Genomic DNA, 17,776 nt, shown 5'->3' with positions numbered 1-17,776 from the left:
CTTGCGGTGGCAACGCCTGCCCACTAGCCTTCGGCGGTCGTTCACCACCCAAGGATCGCCCGTGAAACACCGTCATCTCCTGCTGGCCTCGGCAATCGCCGCCGCCACGCTGGCCCTGGCCGCCTGCAAGAAGGAAGCCGCCCCAGGCACCGAGACCGCCAGCAGCAGCGCAGCGGCCGGCGAAACCGCTGACCAGTTCGTGGCCCGCATCAATGCCGAATTCAAGGCGGCCTACCCGGAGATGACCTCGGCGCAGTGGCTGTCCTCCACCTACATCAACAGCGATTCAGAGCGCATCGCGGCCAAGGCCAACGAACGTTCGCTGACCCAGCTCAACAGCTGGATCGAGCAGGCCGGCAAGTTCGATGGCAAGCCGATGAGCGAAGACAGCAAGCGCGCGATCCACCTGCTGAAGCTGATGTCGTCGATGCCGGCGCCGCGCGACCCGGCCAAGCTGGCCGAACTGACCCAGATCGCCACCCGCATGGAAGGCAGCTACGGCGCAGGCAAGTACTGCACCGACGCCAACGATCCCAACTCCTGCCGCCAGCTGGGCGAACTGGAGCAGGTGCTGGCGCGCAGCCGCGACTATGACCAGCAGCTCGATGCCTGGCAGGGCTGGCACAGCACGACCAAGAGCATGCGCGGTGATTACCAGAAGTTCGTCGGCCTGGTGAATGAAGGTGCCAAGGGCATGGGCTTCACCGATGCCGGGCAGATGTGGCGCAGTGGCTATGACATGCCGCCGGAGCAGATCGGACCGGAAACCGATCGCCTGTGGGAACAGGTCAAGCCGATGTACGAGCAGCTGCACTGCTACGCGCGCGGCAAGCTGGACAAGACCTATGGCAAGGACAAGGCCGAGGTGGGCAACGGCCTGATCGCCGCGCACCTGATGGGCAACATGTGGCAGCAGGACTGGTCCAACCTGTGGGACCAGCTGGAACCGTACCCGGGCGCCGGCAGCCTGGACATCACTGCAGCGCTGGAAAAGCAGTACCAGACCAACCTGAGCGCGGCGCTGGCCAAGGCCGGCAAGGATGCGAACGTAGCCGCGCAGTACAAGGCGCAACGCGAGGCCGAACTGCGCACCGCCAAGCAGATGACCGAGCGTGCACAGGATTTCTACGTATCGCTGGGCATGCCGTCGTTGCCGCAGTCGTACTGGGACAAGACCCAGTTCATCAAGCCCGATGACCGCGACGTGGTCTGCCACGCCAGTGCGTGGGACATGAACATGGAAGGCGATGTGCGCACCAAGATGTGCATCAAGCCCAACGAAGAGAACTTCACCACCATCTACCACGAGCTGGGCCACATCTATTACGACCTGGCCTACAACCCGCTGCCGCCGCTGTTCCAGGGCGGTGCCAACGATGGCTTCCATGAAGCGATCGGCGACACCATCGTGCTGGCGATGACGCCGAAGTACCTCAGCTCGATCGGGCTGGTCGACGCGCCGACCGAGAGCCGCGAAGCGGTCATCAACAACCAGATGCGCATGGCGCTGTCAGGTGTGTCGTTCCTGCCGTTCGGCCTGATGATCGACCGCTGGCGCTGGGGCGTGTTCGATGGTTCGATCACCCCGGACAACTACAACAAGGCATGGTGGGACCTGAAGGCCAAGTACCAGGGCGTGGCCCCGGCCAGCGCCCGTGGCGAGGAATTCTTCGACCCGGGTGCCAAGTACCACGTGCCGGGCAACACCCCGTATACCCGCTACTTCCTGGCGCGCATCCTGCAGTTCCAGTTCTACAAGGGCCTGTGCGATGCCGCCGGCTTCAAGGGCCCGCTGCACGAGTGCACCTTCTACGGCAACAAGGAAGCCGGCCAGAAGTACTGGGCGATGCTGAGCAAGGGTGCCAGCCAGCCGTGGCAGGCCACGCTGAAGGAACTGACCGGCTCGGACAAGCTCGATGCCGGCCCGATGATCGAGTACTTCAGCCCGGTCAATGCCTGGTTGAAGCAGCAGAACGAAGGCCAGATGTGCGGCTGGCAGGCCAACGCGGCACCGGCGGCGAAATGAAAAAAGGGCGGATCCGCGAGGATCCGCCCTTTTCCGTTTCGGTAGCGCCGGGCCATGCCCGGCGAGCGCAGCGGCGTAATGAAAAGCCGCCGGGCATGGCCCGGCGCTACCGCGATGACGATCAGTTGCTCTTCTTCGCCGCCAGCTGCGCGGCCAGCGCGGCCTTGAATTCCTCGAAGGTCTGCCCCTTCTCGTTGGCTTCGGCCTGCGCCGCATCGCGCAGCGCATCCGAATAGATCAGGCGCACCGGCGTGCCCTGCCGTTCGTGCAGTTCACCGGCCTGCATGATCAGCGCCAGTACCTGGGCCGCACTCTCGCTTTGGCCGGCGATGCGGCCATCCATGCCCAGCACCCATTCGCCATCGCGACGGACGATGCCGGCCAGCAGCGTGCGCTGCGTGTCGCGCAGCTCGGCGTGCGGCTCGACGGGCGAGGCGGTGGCGGCGGCCTTGTTGGCAGCCTGCTGTTCCTGGCGACGGCGCTGGTCGCGGCGGGATTTGGAAGAGGTCGACATCAGTGGGGCTTGCATTGCGGGGGCGCAAGGATAACCCACACCCCCTGCATGCCGGTTCACGCCGGTGCGGTAGCGGCTCAGTCCAGTACCCGCCCCTGCCGCCAGTACCCCATGAAGGTGATCGCGCGGCGATCCAGGCCGCAGTCCTTCAGCAGATGCCGGCGGATCGCCATCACCGCGCCGGCCTCGCCCGCTACCCAGGCATACAGCGCGCCGTCCGCGCTGGCGTCAGCCTGCTCCCACAGGATCTGCGCATCAACGTCGATGTCGTCCAGCTCGGCAGCCTCGGCAACGGTCGCGGCCGCCGCCAGCCGCGCCTGTACTGCCTGCAGCAACCGCTGCCCATGGGCCTGCTGCCCACGTGGCAACCACACCAGTTCGGCCGTGGCCGGTGCCTTCAATGGCACAGCATCACCGGCCTGGGCGATCTCCAGCAGGGCCAGCGTGCGCGGCGGATCGGCCAGCCCGGCCAGTTCCTCGAGGATGCCGGCCACCGCCGGCAATGCGGTCTCATCGGCCACCAGCAGCACCTGGCCTACCCCGGCTGGCGGCTTCCATTCCCAGCCCTCGCTGCTGTCCGCACAGTCGGCATCGGGGGCCAGCAGCACCACGCGGTCGCCCGGCCGTGCATGCGTGGCCCAGCGCGAGGCCGGTCCGGTCTGGCCATGCAGCACGAAGTCGACGTCGACCTCGCACTCGCCGGCACGCAGCTGGCGGAGGGTAAAGGTGCGCATTGGCGGCCGCGCCTCATCGGGCAGTGCCAGGTAACGGGCATACCAGTCTTCGCCGCTGGGCACGTCCGGCGCGTCCTGGCCGGGCAAGGGGAAAAACACCTTGATACGCTGGTCCGGGCCTTCGGTCTTCATGTGCGCCACGTCGGCGCCGGTGAACACCATGCGGTTCAAAGAAGGAGAAAGAACGCGGCGCTCCTTCAGCGCCACCTCGAACAGGCGGTAGGTCTGCTGCGCAGCCATGCGGGTACCTCATGCGACGACATCGGAATGGCTGGCTGTCGTGCACCCACGAACCGGCTCGCTGGAAACTCCAGCCTAATCCCTGCCCGCACCGCCGCAACGGATCCGCGCGTGATGACGCGCCCTACCCCTGCACGACGCTCAATGCGCCGTGCTGGCTGCCTCTGATGCGCGCTCGCGCTGGTGCTCCCAGTACCAGAACACGAAGCCGGCCGCGAAGAAGCCCGCCTGTCCCAGTGCCAGGTGCAGCGGGTTGTTGTGCAGCAGCGGCGATACCACGCCGGCCACCACGGTGCTGATCATCAGCTGCACGAACGCCTGCAGCGACGACGCCAGGCCGCGCTGCAGCGGATACATGTCCAGCACCGCCAGCGCCAGGATCGGGAAGATCAGCGCCATGCCCATGCCACCAAGGAAGATCGGCATCACCGCCCACGGCAGCGCGAACTGCGGCGCCAGGGTGACGTAGCCGATGTTCAACGCGGCAGAGACCGCACACAGGGTGAAACCGAGCGCGACCTGCCGGGTCGGTGTGCTGTGCCCGGCCATGCGCCCGGACAGGAACGAACCGGTGGTCATGCCGCCGATGGTGGGAATGAACAACCACGCAAAGCCACCTTCACCCAGATGCAGGTGCTGCATCACGATGGCCGGCGCCGAGGAGATGTACAGGAAGATGCCGCCGAACCCGATGCTGCCGGCCAGGGCCAGGCGCAGGAACCGCGGGTTGAAGCCGATGCGCACGTAATCGCGCAGCAACGTGCGTGGCGACAGGGCGATCCGCGCCTCCACCGGATGGGTTTCCGGCAGGAAGCGCGCGGTGGCCGCCAGCAGCACCAGCGCGAATACCACCAGGAACCAGAAGATCAGCGGCCAGCCGGCACCGCTGAGCAGGATCCAGCCACCGATGATCGGCGCGATGGCCGGGGCGATACCGAACAACATCGACACCTGGCTCATCAGCCGCTGCGCGTCGTGGCCGTGGTACAGATCGCGGATCACCGCGCGGCCGACGATCATGCCCACGCCGGCGGACAGGCCCTGCAGTGCGCGGAACGCCAGCAGCGTGGTCAGGTCGGTAGACAACGCACAGCCCACCGAGGCGCCGACGAAGATCACCAGGCCGCCGAGGATCACCCGCTTGCGTCCCCACGCATCGGACAGCGGGCCATGGGCCAGGCTCATCAGGCCGTAGAACAGCAGGTAGACGCTGATGGTCTGCTGCACCGCCACTTCGTCCACCGCCAGGCGCTGGGCCAGCTGCGGAAACGCGGGAAAGATGGTGTCGATCGAGAACGGACCGAACATGGCCAGGCCAGCGAGCAACAGGGCCATGCGGCGGGTGGAAGGAGCAACGGCGGCGGTCATCGGGCAAGCGTCCGGCAGGGCCATGCGTGACACGCACGGCGGGCGCCGATCCCCTGCAGCAGGGACGGCGCCAGATGAATACGAGAATCCCACCATCATAGGTGGGGAATGCGCGTGATGCCATGCACGGATGCACAGAACGCACGCCCGGGCCATCGGCCATTCAGCCGCGTGAGGCCAGCCCGGGCCACCGTCAGGCGCCGGCAACGAGCTATAATCGGCGGGCAACACGGTGGGAGAAGCAGTTCACCGCTGCCGAAGGCGCAACGCCCGTAATCGCTCAGGCCCGATACCACCCGTAACAGAACTCTGGAGAGACCGGTTCGATCCGGCGCCGAAGGGGCACGAAGCTGCGGTTTTCCGCGCTTTTAAACTCTCAGGCAAAAGGACAGAGGGGCGCCCGCAGACCGCCGACCGGCGGCTTGTGCCCGTGCGTGTGCCCTTTCCTGACGGATCCTTCGCCATGTCCCAGAACACCCCTTCCCTGCGTGAGCTCGAGCACCATTCGGCGTTCGTCGAGCGCCACATCGGCCCCAACGATGCCGAGATCGCGCAGATGCTCGGCGTCATCGGCCACGCATCGCTGGATGCGATGACCGATGCCATCGTGCCGGCCAAGATCAAGTCGCCGGCACCGCTGGCGCTGCCGGAGTCGATCACCGAAGTGCAGGCGCTGGCGAAGATCCGCGCGATCGCCGACAAGAACACCGTGCTGCGCAGCTTCATCGGCCAGGGCTACTACGGTACCCACACGCCGAACGTGATCCTGCGCAACATCCTGGAAAACCCGGCCTGGTACACCGCCTACACCCCGTACCAGGCGGAAATCTCGCAGGGCCGCATGGAAGCGCTGATCAACTTCCAGACCCTGTGCGCCGACCTGACCGGCATGGAAATCGCCAACGCCTCGCTGCTGGACGAAGCCACGGCCGCCGCTGAAGCGATGACCCTGGCCAAGCGCTCGGCCAAGTCGAAGTCGGACACCTTCTTCGTGCACGACGCCGTGCACCCGCAGACGCTGGAACTGCTGCGCACCCGCGCCGAGCCCATGGGCATCGTGCTGCGCGTGGGCACCCCGGCCGAAGCGCTGGAAGCGGAAGCCTTCGGCCTGCTGCTGCAGTACCCGGACACCTTCGGCCAGGTGGGCGACTACAAGGCGCTGGTCGATGCCGTGCACGCGCGCGGCGGCCTGGTGGCTGTGGCCACCGACCTGCTGGCACTGACCCTGCTGGCCGCCCCGGGCGAATGGGGTGCGGACATCGTGGTCGGCAACAGCCAGCGTTTCGGCGTGCCGTTCGGCTTCGGTGGCCCGCATGCTGCGTTCATGGCCTGCCGTGACGCCTACAAGCGTTCGATGCCGGGCCGCCTGATCGGCGTCTCGATCGACGCACAGGGCAACCCGGCCTACCGCCTGACCCTGCAGACCCGCGAACAGCACATCCGCCGCGAGAAGGCCACCTCCAACATCTGCACCGCACAGGTGCTGCTGGCGGTGATGGCCTCGATGTATGCCGTCTACCACGGCCCGGAAGGCCTGACCCGCATCGCCCGCCGCACCCATCGCCTGGCCGCTATCCTGGCCAGCGCGCTGCGCACTGCCGGTGTGCAGGTCGGTGCCGACTTCTTCGACACGCTGCACGTCACCGGTGTCGACGCCGACGCGATCCATGCCAAGGCCCGTGCCGCCGGCTACAACCTGCGTGCGATCGACAGCAGTTCGGTCGGCATCAGCCTGGACGAGACCGCCACCCGCGCCGACATCGTCGCCGTAGGCGCGCTGTTCGGTGCCACCGTTGATGTGGACGCGCTCGATGCCAGCACCGCCGATGCGCTGCCGGCCGGCCTGCTGCGCCAGTCCGCGTTCCTGACCCACCCGGTGTTCAACACCCACCACAGCGAGCACGAACTGCTGCGCTACCTGCGTTCGCTGGCCGACAAGGACCTGGCGATGGACCGCACGATGATCCCGCTGGGCTCGTGCACCATGAAGCTCAACGCCACCGCCGAAATGATTCCGGTGACCTGGCCGGAGTTCTCGCAGATCCACCCGCTGGTGCCGGCCGAGCAGGCGCTGGGCTACAAGGAACTGATCGATTCGCTGGAAGCGATGCTGGTCGAGTGCACCGGCTACGACGCCGTCAGCCTGCAGCCGAACTCCGGTGCGCAGGGCGAGTACGCCGGCCTGCTGGCGATCCGCGCCTACCACCGCTCGCGTGGCGAAGATCACCGTGACATCTGCCTGATCCCGGATTCGGCGCATGGCACCAACCCGGCCTCGGCGCAGATGTGCGGCATGAAGGTCGTGGTCACCAAGACCGATGCCAACGGCAACGTCGACGTTGAAGACATCCGCCTCAACGCCGAGAAGTACAGCGACCGCCTGGCCGCGATCATGATGACCTACCCGTCCACGCACGGCGTGTTCGAGGAAGAGGTGGTGGAGATCTGCGAGATCATCCACAAGCATGGCGGCCAGGTGTACACCGACGGTGCCAACATGAACGCCCTGGTCGGCGTGGCCAAGCCGGGCAAGTGGGGTTCGGACGTTTCGCACCTGAACCTGCACAAGACCTTCTGCATCCCGCACGGCGGCGGCGGCCCGGGCGTTGGCCCGTGTGCGGTCAAGTCGCACCTTGCCCCGTTCCTGCCGGGCAAGCTGGGTGACAACGGTCCGGTCGGCATGGTCAGCGCCGCCAGCTTCGGCAGCGCCTCGATCCTGCCGATCAGCTGGATGTACATCGCGATGATGGGCACCGAAGGCCTGCGCAAGGCCACCCAGGTTGCCCAGCTCAACGCCAACTACATCGCCAAGCGTCTGGCCCCGCACTTCAAGACCCTGTACACCGGTCGCAACGGCCTGGTCGCGCACGAGTGCATCCTGGACGTGCGTCCGCTGGAGAAGACCAGCGGCATCGGTGCCGAAGACGTGGCCAAGCGCCTGATCGACTTCGGCTTCCATGCCCCGACCCTGAGCTTCCCGGTGGCCGGCACGCTGATGGTCGAACCGACCGAAAGCGAATCGCTGCACGAGCTGGACCGCTTCATCGACGCGATGATCCAGATCCGCGAAGAGATCACCGCGATCGAAGACGGCCGCCTGGACCGCGAGGACAACCCGCTGAAGAACGCCCCGCACACGGCCACGGCCGTGACCGCCAGCGAGTGGACCCACGCCTACCCGCGCGAGCTGGCCGCCTTCCCGCTGCCGAGCCTGAAGCTGCAGAAGTACTGGCCGCCGGTAGCCCGCGTCGACAACGTGTACGGCGACAAGAACGTGATGTGTGCCTGCATCCCGGTCGATGCCTACAAGGATGATGAAGTCGAGGCGTAAGCCATCGGGGCATCGGAAATGAGAACGGCCCGCGCAAGCGGGCCGTTCTTGTTTTCCGGTAGCGCCGGGCCATGCGCGGCGAGCGCAGCGGCAGAACGCGTCACGGGTCGGGCATCTGCCCCAGGCTCAACTGCCACGACACGCCGAAGCGGTCCTGCACCCAGCCGTAGCGGCTGCTGAAATCCTGCTCGCCCACCGGCATCAGCCAGTGCCCGCCGTCACCCAGCACGCGCGCGGCACGCTCGAATGATTCGGCGCCGGAACACTCGACGAACAGCGACATCGAGGGCGTGAAGGTGAAGTCGTGCACATCCAGGCTGTCAAAGCACAGGTAGTGGGTGCCGCCGAGCAGGAAAATGGCCTGGCGGACCTGCCCGGGCACGCCAGCGCCCGCCCCGTCCGGGTGGCGCTGCAGGGCCAGCAGGCGGAATTCGGCGAAGGCTTCGGCGTACAGGGCCAGCGCCGCTTCGGCCTGGCCGGTGAACATCAGGAAGGGACGGCTGCGCAGCATGCGGTGCTCCCGTTCGTCGGGCCGGTGATGGCCCACCCGATCAGGATGGCACGCGGAATGTGGGCGCGGCGTATCGGTAGCGCCGGGCCATGCCCGGCGGCCCCATCACGCCTCGCGCATGCGCCGGGCGATGGCGCTGCTGGCCGCGATGGTCGCCGTCAGCGCCACCATCGACAGGAACTGCAGGCGCGTATGCGCTTCACTCAGCAGCAGGCCGAAGATCAGCGCCAGGATCGCCAGCGCACAGACGGTCAGCCACGGGAAGCCTGCCATGCGGAACGGCAGGCGCGTGCCCAGGCGGTCGGCGCGACGGCGCAGCACCAGCTGCGAGACCAGCGACAACGTCCACACCAGCAGGCAGGTGGAGCCGACGATGTTCAGCAGCACCGGCAACACCTTGTCCGGGAACAGCAGTTCCATGATGGTGGCAGCAAAGCCGAACAGGACGCTGGCCAGCACCGCGATCACCGGCACCTGGCGCGGATCGGTCCAGCCCAGCACGGCCGGTGCTTCGCGGCGTTGCGCCAGCGAATACATCATGCGCGAGGCGCCGTAGAGGTTGGCATTGAGCGCTGACAGCAGGGCGATCACCGCGATCAGGGTGATGGCGGTGGCCGCGCCCGGAATATTGGCGACATCGAGAACCGCGGCAAACGGCGACTTCAGCGCTTCGCTGGTCCACGGCACCACAGCGATGATCACGCTCAGCGAACCGATGTAGAACACCAGGATGCGCCAGGCCACGGTGCGGATGGCACGGGCGATGCTGCGCTCGGGGTCTTCGGTCTCCGCCGCAGCGACGGCCACGATTTCGGTGCCACCGAAGGCGAACACCACCACCAGCAGCGCCGCGCCGATGCCGGCCAGGCCCTTCGGTGCGAAGCCACCATGCTCGGTGAAGTTGCTCAGGCCCGGCGAGGCCACCTGCGGCAGCCAGCCCATCAGCAGCGCCACACCCACGGCGATGAAGGCCAGGATCGCCGCCACCTTGAGGATGGCGAACCAGAATTCGAACTCGCCGAAGTTCTTCACCCCGAGCAGGTTGATCGCGGTGAAGAACAGCATGAAGGCCAATGCCGCCATCGGTACCGGCACCACCGGCCAGACCGTGGCCAGCAATCCGGCCGCACCCACCGCCTCGGCGGCGATCACGATGACCAGCTGCACCCACCACAGCCAGCCCACGGTGGCACCGGCGGTGGCGCCCATGGCATCGGCCGCATACACCGAGAACGCACCGCTGGTCGGCTTGGCCGCGGCCATTTCGCCCAGCGCGTTCATCACGATGATCACCAGCGCACCGGCCACCAGGTAGGACACCAGCACCGCCGGGCCGGCCGCCTGCACGCCCACGCCGGAGCCGAGGAATAGGCCCGCGCCGATGGCGCTGCCCAGCCCCATCATGATCAGCTGGCGTGGCTTGAGCGAATGGCCGAGGCGGGAGGGCGAAGCGGTCGTATCGGGGGTGGCGGGCATCGGCAGGGCTGGCGGCGGCTACAAGGGCGACACCTTACCGTGTCCAGCCGCCGCGGGGATAGGCACAGCGCAGCAGGAAACTCAGGCCGGTACCGGCTCGCCGACATTGCCGCCGATACGGGCGCGGTAGGCGCGCGGGGAGAAACCGGTTTCAGCCTTGAACTTGCGGGTGAACGCGCTCTGGTCGCTGAAACCGCAGGCCTGGCCGATGCAGGCAATGCTCTCGTTGCCATGCAGCAGGTGCATGGCCATCTGGATCCGCAGCCGGGTCAGCACCTGCTGCGGCGTCATCTGGAACACCTTGCGGAAGCTGCGCTCCAGCTTGGACAACGAGAACCCGGTGATGTCCAGCAGCGTCTGCATCCGCACGTTCTCGGCGTAGTGCGTATTGAGGTGGGCCAAGGCCAGACGGAGCTGCTCGTACTGGGTCCCCAGGCTGTCCTTCTGGCCGAGGTCGCGGGAAATGCCGATCAGCCCCTCGACCTGCCCGTCCACCAGCAGCGGGCGTTTGCAGGTCAGGCACCAGCCCGGTTCGCGGTTGGCGAACAGGTGCAGCTCCATCAGGTTCTCGATCACCTCGCCGGACAGCACGCGTGCGTCCTGGTCGACATAGTCCGCACTCAGGCCGGTGGGGTAGATCTCGGCCGCGGTGCGTCCGATCACGTCCTTGCGCGCACGCAGGCCCAGCCGTCGCAGCATGGTCTGGTTGACGTAGGTGTAGCGGCCCTGGCGGTCCTTCATGAAGAACAGCACGTCCGGAATGGCGTCGAACAGGGCTTCGATGTCGGCGGGTTCGACTCGCATGCGGCAAGCATACCCGAGCCGCCGATTTGTCTGCGCGTTCACTCCCACGGGACCGTGCATTAACGCCGGCGGCGCCACTGTCTGGAGTCTGCCCCCTACCCGCTCCAGGAGATCCTCCATGGCCGCCAGCAAGCCGACCGGCAAGCGCGCTCCCGCCACCACCTCCGCCGACCGTGACAGCCGCGGCCAGGGCGATGAACTGCATCAGCTCGCAGGAGGCGCCCATCCGGTACTGACCAGCAACCAGGGCATTCCGGTTGCAGACAACCAGAACTCCCTGCGCCAGGGACCGCGTGGACCCACCCTGCTGGAAGACTTCCTGCTGCGCGAGAAGATCACCCACTTCGACCACGAGCGTATTCCCGAGCGCATCGTCCATGCACGCGGTTCGGCCGCCCACGGCTTCTTCGAACTGACCCGCTCGCTGGGCAAGGTGACCCGGGCGAAGATCCTCACCGAGGTCGGGGTGAAGACGCCGGTGTTCACCCGCTTCTCCACGGTTGCCGGCGGCGCCGGCTCGGTCGACACCCCGCGCGACGTGCGCGGCTTCGCGGTGAAGTTCTACACCAGGGAAGGCAACTGGGACCTGGTCGGCAACAACATTCCGGTGTTCTTCATCCAGGACGCGATCAAGTTCCCCGACCTGATCCATGCGGTGAAGATGGAACCGGACCGCGCCTTCCCGCAGGCGGCCAGCGCACACGACACGTTCTGGGATTTCGTCTCGCTGATGCCCGAATCGATGCACATGATCATGTGGGCGATGAGCGACCGCACGATTCCGCGCTCGCTGCGCACCATCGAAGGCTTCGGCATCCACAGCTTCCGCCTGCTGGATGAGGAAGGGAATTCCACCTTCGTCAAGTTCCACTGGCGGCCGAAGCTGGGGCTGCAGTCCACCGTCTGGGACGAGGCGCTGAAGCTGCAGGCCGCCGACAACGATTTCCACCGCCGCGACCTGTTCGAGGCGATCCAGCGCGGCGACTTCCCCGAGTGGGAGCTGGCCGTGCAGCTGTTCACCGAAGAACAGGCCGATGGCTTCCCGTTCGACCACCTGGACCCGACCAAGATCATCCCCGAGTCGCTGGTGCCGCTGCAGGTGATCGGACGCATGGTGCTGGACCGCTGGCCGGACAATTTCTTCGCCGAGACCGAGCAGGTCGCCTTCTGCCCGGCCAACGTGCCGCCGGGCATCGATTTCAGCAATGACCCGCTGCTGCAGGGGCGGCTGTTCTCCTATCTGGATACCCAGCTGATCCGCCTGGGCGGACCGAACTTCAACCAGATTCCGATCAACGCACCGAAGTGCCCGTTCGCCAACCATCAGCGCGATGGCCACATGCAGATGCAGGTGCCGAAGGGGCGCGTGGCCTACGACCCCAGTTCGCTGCAGGAAGACAGCCCGCGCGAGACGCCCGCCGGTTTCCGCAGCCACGCCAGCGCCGATGATGGGCGCAAGGGCCGCACCCGCGCGGAGAGCTTTGCCGACCACTACAGCCAGGCGCGGATGTTCTTCCGCAGCCTGGAAAAACCGGAACAGGCGCACCTGGCCTCGGCGCTGGTGTTCGAGCTGTCGAAGGTGGAAACGGAGAAGGTGCGCGTGCGCACCGTCAGTCATCTGCGCAACATCGACGAAGGCCTGGCCAAGCGCGTGGCCGACGGGCTGGCCCTAGGCACCCTGCCCGCCCCGGCACCGACGGCAACCCCTGCACAGGACCTGCCCGCCGCACCCGAGGTCCGCGTGATCGGCCGCAACAAGCCCCTGCTGCAGGGGCGCTGCATCGGCATCCTGTTCGACGAGGGCTCCGACGCACGGGTGATCGCCACTCTGCGCAAGGCCGCCGAAAAGGCCGGCGCCAGCGTCAAGCTGGTCGCGCCGAAAATTGGCGGTGCCACGCTCAGCGACGGCAAAACGCAGGCCGCCGATGGACAGCTGGCCGGTACCCCGTCGGTGGTGTTCGACGCAGTGGCGGTCGTGCTGAGTGCCGACGCCGGCAAGGCCTTGGCCAAGGAAGCGGCAGCCGTGGGCTTTGTCAGCGATGCCTGGGCGCACCTGAAAGCCATCGCCAGTGACGAAGGCGCACAGGCCCTGTTGAAGGCAGCGCGCGTCGGCAACGATGCCGGCACCGTGGAGGCCGAAGACAGCAAGGCCTTCCTCGACGCTGCCGCCACCCGCCAGTGGGCACGCGAGCCGAAGCTGCGCCTGCTGGCCTGACCATCCAACAGGAGAATCCCCATGCCCCGTGGTGACAAATCCGCCTATACCGACAAGCAGAAGCACCAGGCCGAGCATATCGAAGAGAGTCAGCGCGAACGCGGTGCCAGTGAAGGCACCGCCGAGCGCATCGCCTGGGCCACCGTGAACAAGCAGGATGGTGGTGGCAAGCGCAGCGGCAGCGCGCGCAAGGCAACGAAGAAGGTGGCCAGAAAGACAACGGCGAAGAAGGCTTCCGCAAGCAAGGCGACTGCAAAGAAGGTGGCGAAGAAGACCGCTGCGAAGAAGATGCCTGCGAAGAAGGCCGCCACCAGGAAGACTGCTGCAAAGAAGGCGGTGAAGAAGGCCCCTGCGAAGGTCCCTGCAAAGAAGGCAGCCGCCGGGAAGGCAACGCAGAAGAGCGCCTCACGCAGCACCGCAGCGAAGAAGGCCGCGAAGACCCGTGCAGCAAAAAAGGCGGTACGCAGGACCGCGGCGAAGAAGGCCGCACGCACCCGCGCCGGCAGTTAGCCGGTAGCGGGCAGCGCCCTCACCCAACCGGCCACCACCGCGGCGGCCGGTTCGGCACAGGCCTGTAGCAGCAGATGCGGCCCGTCCAGGGCCACGTGCCGCGCGTCCGGCAGCAGGGTCTGCAGCTCGGCTACGCTCGGTGGCCACAGCAGCCGGTCATGACCCGCCTGCAGGCACAGCGTCGGCACCCCGATCTGCGGCATCAATGCGCGTACGTCCACCCGCAGGGTCGCTGCGGCGCGCTGCCGCAACGTGGTCGCTGGAACCTGAGCCAACGCAGCGCGCAGCATCGACATGTGCTCGCCGGTGCGCCACCGCCCCAGCAGCAGGCGCGCCAGCATCGCCACGGGAGGCACCGGCCAGGCCGGTGACAGCAGTGCCGCGCCGGCCGCCGGCAATGGCACGGGCCGGCGCGCAAAGGTCGCGGCCAGCATCAGTCCGCGCAGCGCTGCGGGCTGGCGCGCGGCCAGCTCGACCGCCAACGGCCCCGAGAAGGACTCGGCAAGCAGGATGAAGGGGTGGCGGGGCAGCTGCGGCCACAGCCATCTGGCAAGCGTGGCGTAATCCTGCCCGCCCTGCGCAGGCAGCGCGATCGCCTGCGTCGTCAGCCCATGAGCCTGCAGTGCGGACAGTAACGGGGTCGACATGCTGCCGGTGCCATCCAGGCCTGGCAGCATCAGTACGTGCAGCGGCGCGGCCGACGCGGCATCACAGCCCTGTTTTTTCCTCACGTCCCGTTCCCATGCCAGCTCCTTTGCTGGCAAGCATCGCCCGGATCGGCAGGCGAAGGAACCTCTTCCTGGCTCTCCCTCTGCTGTGCCGGCCAAGGTTGCGCGATACTGCCGGCTCCGCCGCAGGATGCGGCTACCAAGGAGAGCGTTGATGCGAGGGACCTACGCACTGGCCATGATGGCCCTGATGCTGCCACTGACCACCTTTGCCAGCGATGGCTGGATAAATGGCGACGGCAAGGCGGTGCCGCAGACCGATGCCATGAAATCCAGCGATGGCTTTGCGGCATCCCTGCTGGTCACCTCCGACGCCGACTGGCGGGCCAAGTGGGAAACTCCACCGGAGAGCACTCCCAGCTTTACCGAGGCCAGCGAAGTCCACCTGGGCGGAGAATTGTTCCTGCTGACATTCCTGTCCAACCCGCAACTGGATGAGAACCGCGTACCCAAGGTGCACTGCGATCTGCGCATGCTTCGCCCGGACGGCAGTACCAGTGTCGACGAACGCGATGTTCCCTGCTTCACTGCCGCCCTGCCCGGCCCGCCAACCCTGCTGTACATGACCAGTGTGCAGCTGAAGTTCGTCGCCGAGGCAAGTGACCCGAAGGGCACGTGGACCGCGCAGGTGGTGGTCAGGGATCTGTTGCGGAATGTAAGCCTGCCCCTGCAGGCCCGCTTCGACGTCCGTTGACAGGAGGCCTGCAGATGAAGATGCGACGACTGCTGAGCTGGACAGGCCTTGCGCTGTGCGTGGTCTACCTGCTGTTGACCGCGTGGCTGGTCCACGGCGCGCAGACAGACGCCGACCCGAAGGGTACCTACATCCTGATGGCACTCCCCATCACCCTGCAGTCCGCCGCGCTTGATGCCATCGGCGCAGGCAGCCTGTTGTACGGCATGCCCTGGTCGACCGCGTATGCGGTGCTGGTTCCGCCAACCCTGCTGTTGCTGTACGCGGCCGGTTGGTTGATCGAACGCTCGGCACGCGGGCGCTAGCGGAACTCAACCGTTGCGTGCATCGACGCCCTGCATGCGGGTCATCGCATGCAGGGCGCCATCCAACATCGCGCTGCCGTTGGCTTACGCCGCGCGTGCAGGCACGATGGGCATGCGCGCTCCCTGCTCCAGCTGGAACACCGACACCGACGTGGTCAGCGCATGCGCCTGCTCTTCCAGCGCGCGGCTGGCAGCGGTCGCCTCTTCCACCAGCGCGGCGTTCTGCTGGGTTACCTGGTCCATCTGCACCACCACCTGGTTGACCTGCTCGATGCCGGCCGCCTGTTCCTTGCTGGCGGCGGCGATGTCGCTCATCAGCTGGGTGGTACGCGAGCTCGCCTGGGCCACGCGGGCAATGGCGGCTTCCGATTCCACGGTCACGGCCAGACCACTCTGCACCTTGGCAGCGGCGTCCTCGATCAACTCCTTGATCTCCTTGGCAGCGACACCGGCACGCTGTGCCAGCGTACGCACTTCGCTGGCCACCACCGCAAAGCCGCGGCCCTGTTCGCCGGCACGCGCCGCTTCCACTGCAGCGTTCAGCGCCAGGATGTTGGTCTGGAAGGCGATGCCATCGATCACCGTGGAGATTTCCGAAATGCGCGCCGAAGACTGGTCGATCTCGCCCATCACCGTGGCCATCTGCGCCATGGCCTGCTCGGTCTCGCGCACGGCAACGCCGGCCGCATGCGCTTCGCTGTCGGCCTGGCGTGCCAGCTCGGCGTTCTGGCGCACGGTCGAGGTCAGCTCTTCCATCGAGGCGGCAGCCTCTTCCAGATTCGCGGCCTGTTGTTCGGTACGGCGCGACAGATCGTTGTTGCCGGCCGCCAGTTCCTGTGCCGCGTTGTTGATGCTGTCGGCGGCCACCTGGATACCCCGCACGATACCGGTCAGCTGCGTGGTGGTGGCATTGGCATCGTCACGCATGCGCGCGAACACGCCCTCGTACTCGCCCTCCATGCGCGCGGTGAGGTTGCCATGCGAGATGGCCCGCAGCACGTCGGAGACATCGGCGATGCTGGCCTGCGAACTGGCCATCATGCCGTTGAGGTGGTTCACCATCGCCTGGAACTGGTACTGGAATGCCGCAGCGTCGCCACGCACGCTGAAATCGCCAGCGCGCGCGGCACGGGCCAGTTCATCGATCTGCGCGTTGATCGCCATCAGGCTCTGCTTCACCGCCGCCAGGGTGCGGGTCAGCGTGCCCTTCTCACCCGGGTACTCGGGCAGATCGCGGCTGAGGTCGCCGATGGCATAGCGCTGCATCACCTCGGCCATCAGCAGCTGCACCTGCACGTGTGATTCGACCAGGTGGTTGGTAGCCTGCACCATGCGACCGAAGTCGCCGGGGAACGCGCTGGCGTCCATCCGGTAACGGATCGCGCCGGCTTCATGCTGCTCGGCCATCTGCAGCTGCGCGCCGATGGCGGCCTGCACGCTCTGGCGCACGCTGGCCATGGCCTCGCCGAGCTGGGTCAGCTCGTCACGGCCACCCAGGCGGAATTCCTGGTCCAGTTCACCCTTGGACAGGCGCTCGGCCAGCTGCACTGCACGCGCCAGCGGGCCGGTCATGCTGCGACCGATCAGCACCGATGCGGCGATGCCTGCCAGCAGCGCCACGCCACCCAGCACCAGCAGCTGCAGCAGGCTGCGCTCGCCCAGGCGGATCGCCTCGGCAGCGGCCTCGCGGCTTTCCTTTTCTTCATAGGCCACGCCATCGGCCAGTGCCTTGTTCCAGCCATTGGCCGCTTCCTGCACCGGGCCCAGGGTCAGCGCCACGGCGCCGGGGAAATCGCCCTGTTCCATCAGTTCGCTGGTCTGCTTGTTGAGCGGACGGGCGATCGCGCGCTTGGCGGCGATGGTCTCGCCGATCACCTTGCCTTCGGCATCGCCGGGCAGGGCCTGGTAGGCCGTCCAACTGGCCTCGTAGCGCTTGACCAGAGCGGCGATGCGCTGCTCGTCGTTGGCACGGTCTTCGCCCTGGCGGATCAGCATCTCGCGGCGCACGACCATCATCTGGTTGTTGGCATCGAGCATCTCCGACAGCAGCCGCACCTTGGCTACGCCAACCTCGACCACCTGCTCCATCGCGCGCTTCTGCACCATCGTGGCGGTGGCACCGGTAGCGACCACGGCGGCAACCAGCAGCAACAACAGGCCAAAGCCAAGCCCAAGACGCCAGGCGACCCTGACGTTCCTCAAGTAGTTCATGGGGTGAATCCAAAACGGGGGGGATGCGCCCATATCGGCCCGCCAGCCGGGAATCTTGATCGCCTCCCGCTCTACTGCGTCGGAAGCCGTTCACCTTGGTGAGACCCGG

At 66.8% G+C, this 17,776-nt stretch carries 14 protein-coding genes and 1 riboswitch; of the genes, 6 read left to right on the top strand and 8 right to left on the bottom strand.

Going from position 1 to position 17,776, the window contains the following annotated elements:
- Positions 1 to 61: 61 nt before the first annotated feature.
- Positions 62 to 2,026, top strand: a complete 1,965-nt coding sequence (locus LC407_RS10070; RefSeq protein ID WP_032976622.1) for a M2 family metallopeptidase — start codon at positions 62 to 64, stop codon at positions 2,024 to 2,026.
- A 121-nt stretch (positions 2,027 to 2,147) separates the two neighbouring features.
- Here the strand turns inward: LC407_RS10070 and LC407_RS10065 are convergent, their stop codons facing one another.
- The 3 genes from LC407_RS10065 to LC407_RS10055 all read right to left on the bottom strand — a co-directional run bounded on the left by LC407_RS10065 (position 2,148) and on the right by LC407_RS10055 (position 4,882).
- Complete coding sequence (locus LC407_RS10065) at positions 2,148 to 2,540, bottom strand: hypothetical protein (protein ID WP_025877073.1); 393 nt, start codon at positions 2,538 to 2,540, stop codon at positions 2,148 to 2,150.
- Between the two features lie 77 nt (positions 2,541 to 2,617).
- On the bottom strand, positions 2,618 to 3,514 hold the full coding sequence (locus LC407_RS10060) for a siderophore-interacting protein (RefSeq protein WP_223482767.1): 897 nt from the start codon (positions 3,512 to 3,514) through the stop codon (positions 2,618 to 2,620).
- 141 nt (positions 3,515 to 3,655) lie between these two features.
- Entirely contained in the window at positions 3,656 to 4,882 is a 1,227-nt protein-coding gene (locus LC407_RS10055; RefSeq protein ID WP_223482766.1) for a multidrug effflux MFS transporter, read from the bottom strand.
- A 299-nt stretch (positions 4,883 to 5,181) separates the two neighbouring features.
- Positions 5,182 to 5,284, top strand: a riboswitch (glycine riboswitch).
- Between the two features lie 61 nt (positions 5,285 to 5,345).
- On the opposite strand from LC407_RS10055, the gene gcvP reads away from it, so the two are divergent.
- Positions 5,346 to 8,213: an aminomethyl-transferring glycine dehydrogenase gene (gene gcvP / locus LC407_RS10050; protein ID WP_025877067.1), complete on the top strand. Its 2,868-nt coding sequence runs from the start codon at positions 5,346 to 5,348 to the stop codon at positions 8,211 to 8,213.
- Between the two features lie 100 nt (positions 8,214 to 8,313).
- On the opposite strand, the gene LC407_RS10045 is transcribed toward gcvP, so the two are convergent.
- From LC407_RS10045 to LC407_RS10035, 3 genes are all read right to left on the bottom strand, one after another.
- Positions 8,314 to 8,724, bottom strand: a complete 411-nt coding sequence (locus LC407_RS10045; protein WP_025877065.1) for a VOC family protein — start codon at positions 8,722 to 8,724, stop codon at positions 8,314 to 8,316.
- Between the two features lie 105 nt (positions 8,725 to 8,829).
- The gene (locus tag LC407_RS10040) at positions 8,830 to 10,206 is read right to left on the bottom strand and encodes an amino acid permease (RefSeq protein ID WP_025877063.1); all 1,377 of its coding nucleotides are present in this window, start codon (positions 10,204 to 10,206) and stop codon (positions 8,830 to 8,832) included.
- A 75-nt stretch (positions 10,207 to 10,281) separates the two neighbouring features.
- Positions 10,282 to 11,004 (bottom strand): AraC family transcriptional regulator, encoded by a 723-nt coding sequence (locus LC407_RS10035; RefSeq protein ID WP_025877061.1) that lies wholly within the window; start codon positions 11,002 to 11,004, stop codon positions 10,282 to 10,284.
- A gap of 118 nt (positions 11,005 to 11,122) precedes the next feature.
- On the opposite strand from LC407_RS10035, the gene LC407_RS10030 reads away from it, so the two are divergent.
- Together LC407_RS10030 and LC407_RS10025 are read left to right on the top strand one after the other, a co-directional pair.
- Entirely contained in the window at positions 11,123 to 13,219 is a 2,097-nt protein-coding gene (locus LC407_RS10030) for a catalase (RefSeq protein WP_223482765.1), read from the top strand.
- Positions 13,220 to 13,240: 21 nt separating this feature from the next.
- The gene (locus tag LC407_RS10025) at positions 13,241 to 13,729 is read left to right on the top strand and encodes a hypothetical protein (protein WP_223482764.1); all 489 of its coding nucleotides are present in this window, start codon (positions 13,241 to 13,243) and stop codon (positions 13,727 to 13,729) included.
- On the opposite strand, the gene LC407_RS10020 is transcribed toward LC407_RS10025, so the two are convergent.
- Positions 13,726 to 14,460, bottom strand: coding sequence for an alpha/beta hydrolase (locus LC407_RS10020; RefSeq protein ID WP_223482763.1), 735 nt, complete (start codon positions 14,458 to 14,460; stop codon positions 13,726 to 13,728). The two genes, LC407_RS10025 and LC407_RS10020, sit on opposite strands and share 4 nt — an antisense overlap.
- A 151-nt stretch (positions 14,461 to 14,611) precedes the next feature.
- Between LC407_RS10020 and LC407_RS10015 the strand changes: the two genes are divergently transcribed.
- Both LC407_RS10015 and LC407_RS10010 read left to right on the top strand, forming a co-directional pair.
- Positions 14,612 to 15,151 carry a hypothetical protein gene (locus LC407_RS10015; protein WP_140227766.1) on the top strand — a complete coding sequence of 180 codons (540 nt, stop codon included), beginning with the start codon at positions 14,612 to 14,614 and terminating at the stop codon, positions 15,149 to 15,151.
- Positions 15,152 to 15,165: 14 nt separating this feature from the next.
- Positions 15,166 to 15,456: a hypothetical protein gene (locus LC407_RS10010; protein ID WP_223482762.1), complete on the top strand. Its 291-nt coding sequence runs from the start codon at positions 15,166 to 15,168 to the stop codon at positions 15,454 to 15,456.
- An 84-nt stretch (positions 15,457 to 15,540) separates the two neighbouring features.
- Here LC407_RS10010 and LC407_RS10005 read toward each other — a convergent pair whose 3' ends face one another.
- Positions 15,541 to 17,667: a methyl-accepting chemotaxis protein gene (locus LC407_RS10005; protein ID WP_059064806.1), complete on the bottom strand. Its 2,127-nt coding sequence runs from the start codon at positions 17,665 to 17,667 to the stop codon at positions 15,541 to 15,543.
- Positions 17,668 to 17,776: the final 109 nt, after the last annotated feature.

This window comes from Stenotrophomonas sp. OVS01A, assembly GCF_019969775.1.
Classification (GTDB): domain Bacteria; phylum Pseudomonadota; class Gammaproteobacteria; order Xanthomonadales; family Xanthomonadaceae; genus Stenotrophomonas; species Stenotrophomonas indicatrix.
The sequence above is the reverse complement of the archived record's forward strand: the minus strand, read 5'-3'. Positions and strand labels throughout refer to the sequence as shown.

What these genes read in the sequence shown, in the direction of transcription:
- LC407_RS10065 (WP_025877073.1), bottom strand. Translation starts at nt 2,540, where the DNA reads ATGTCGACCTCTTCCAAATCCCGCCGCGACCAGCGCCGTCGCCAGGAA.
- LC407_RS10060 (WP_223482767.1), bottom strand. Translation starts at nt 3,514, where the DNA reads ATGGCTGCGCAGCAGACCTACCGCCTGTTCGAGGTGGCGCTGAAGGAG.
- LC407_RS10055 (WP_223482766.1), bottom strand. Translation starts at nt 4,882, where the DNA reads ATGACCGCCGCCGTTGCTCCTTCCACCCGCCGCATGGCCCTGTTGCTC.
- gcvP (WP_025877067.1), top strand. Translation starts at nt 5,346, where the DNA reads ATGTCCCAGAACACCCCTTCCCTGCGTGAGCTCGAGCACCATTCGGCG.
- LC407_RS10045 (WP_025877065.1), bottom strand. Translation starts at nt 8,724, where the DNA reads ATGCTGCGCAGCCGTCCCTTCCTGATGTTCACCGGCCAGGCCGAAGCG.
- LC407_RS10035 (WP_025877061.1), bottom strand. Translation starts at nt 11,004, where the DNA reads ATGCGAGTCGAACCCGCCGACATCGAAGCCCTGTTCGACGCCATTCCG.
- LC407_RS10030 (WP_223482765.1), top strand. Translation starts at nt 11,123, where the DNA reads ATGGCCGCCAGCAAGCCGACCGGCAAGCGCGCTCCCGCCACCACCTCC.
- LC407_RS10025 (WP_223482764.1), top strand. Translation starts at nt 13,241, where the DNA reads ATGCCCCGTGGTGACAAATCCGCCTATACCGACAAGCAGAAGCACCAG.
- LC407_RS10015 (WP_140227766.1), top strand. Translation starts at nt 14,612, where the DNA reads ATGCGAGGGACCTACGCACTGGCCATGATGGCCCTGATGCTGCCACTG.
- LC407_RS10010 (WP_223482762.1), top strand. Translation starts at nt 15,166, where the DNA reads ATGAAGATGCGACGACTGCTGAGCTGGACAGGCCTTGCGCTGTGCGTG.
- LC407_RS10005 (WP_059064806.1), bottom strand. Translation starts at nt 17,667, where the DNA reads ATGAACTACTTGAGGAACGTCAGGGTCGCCTGGCGTCTTGGGCTTGGC.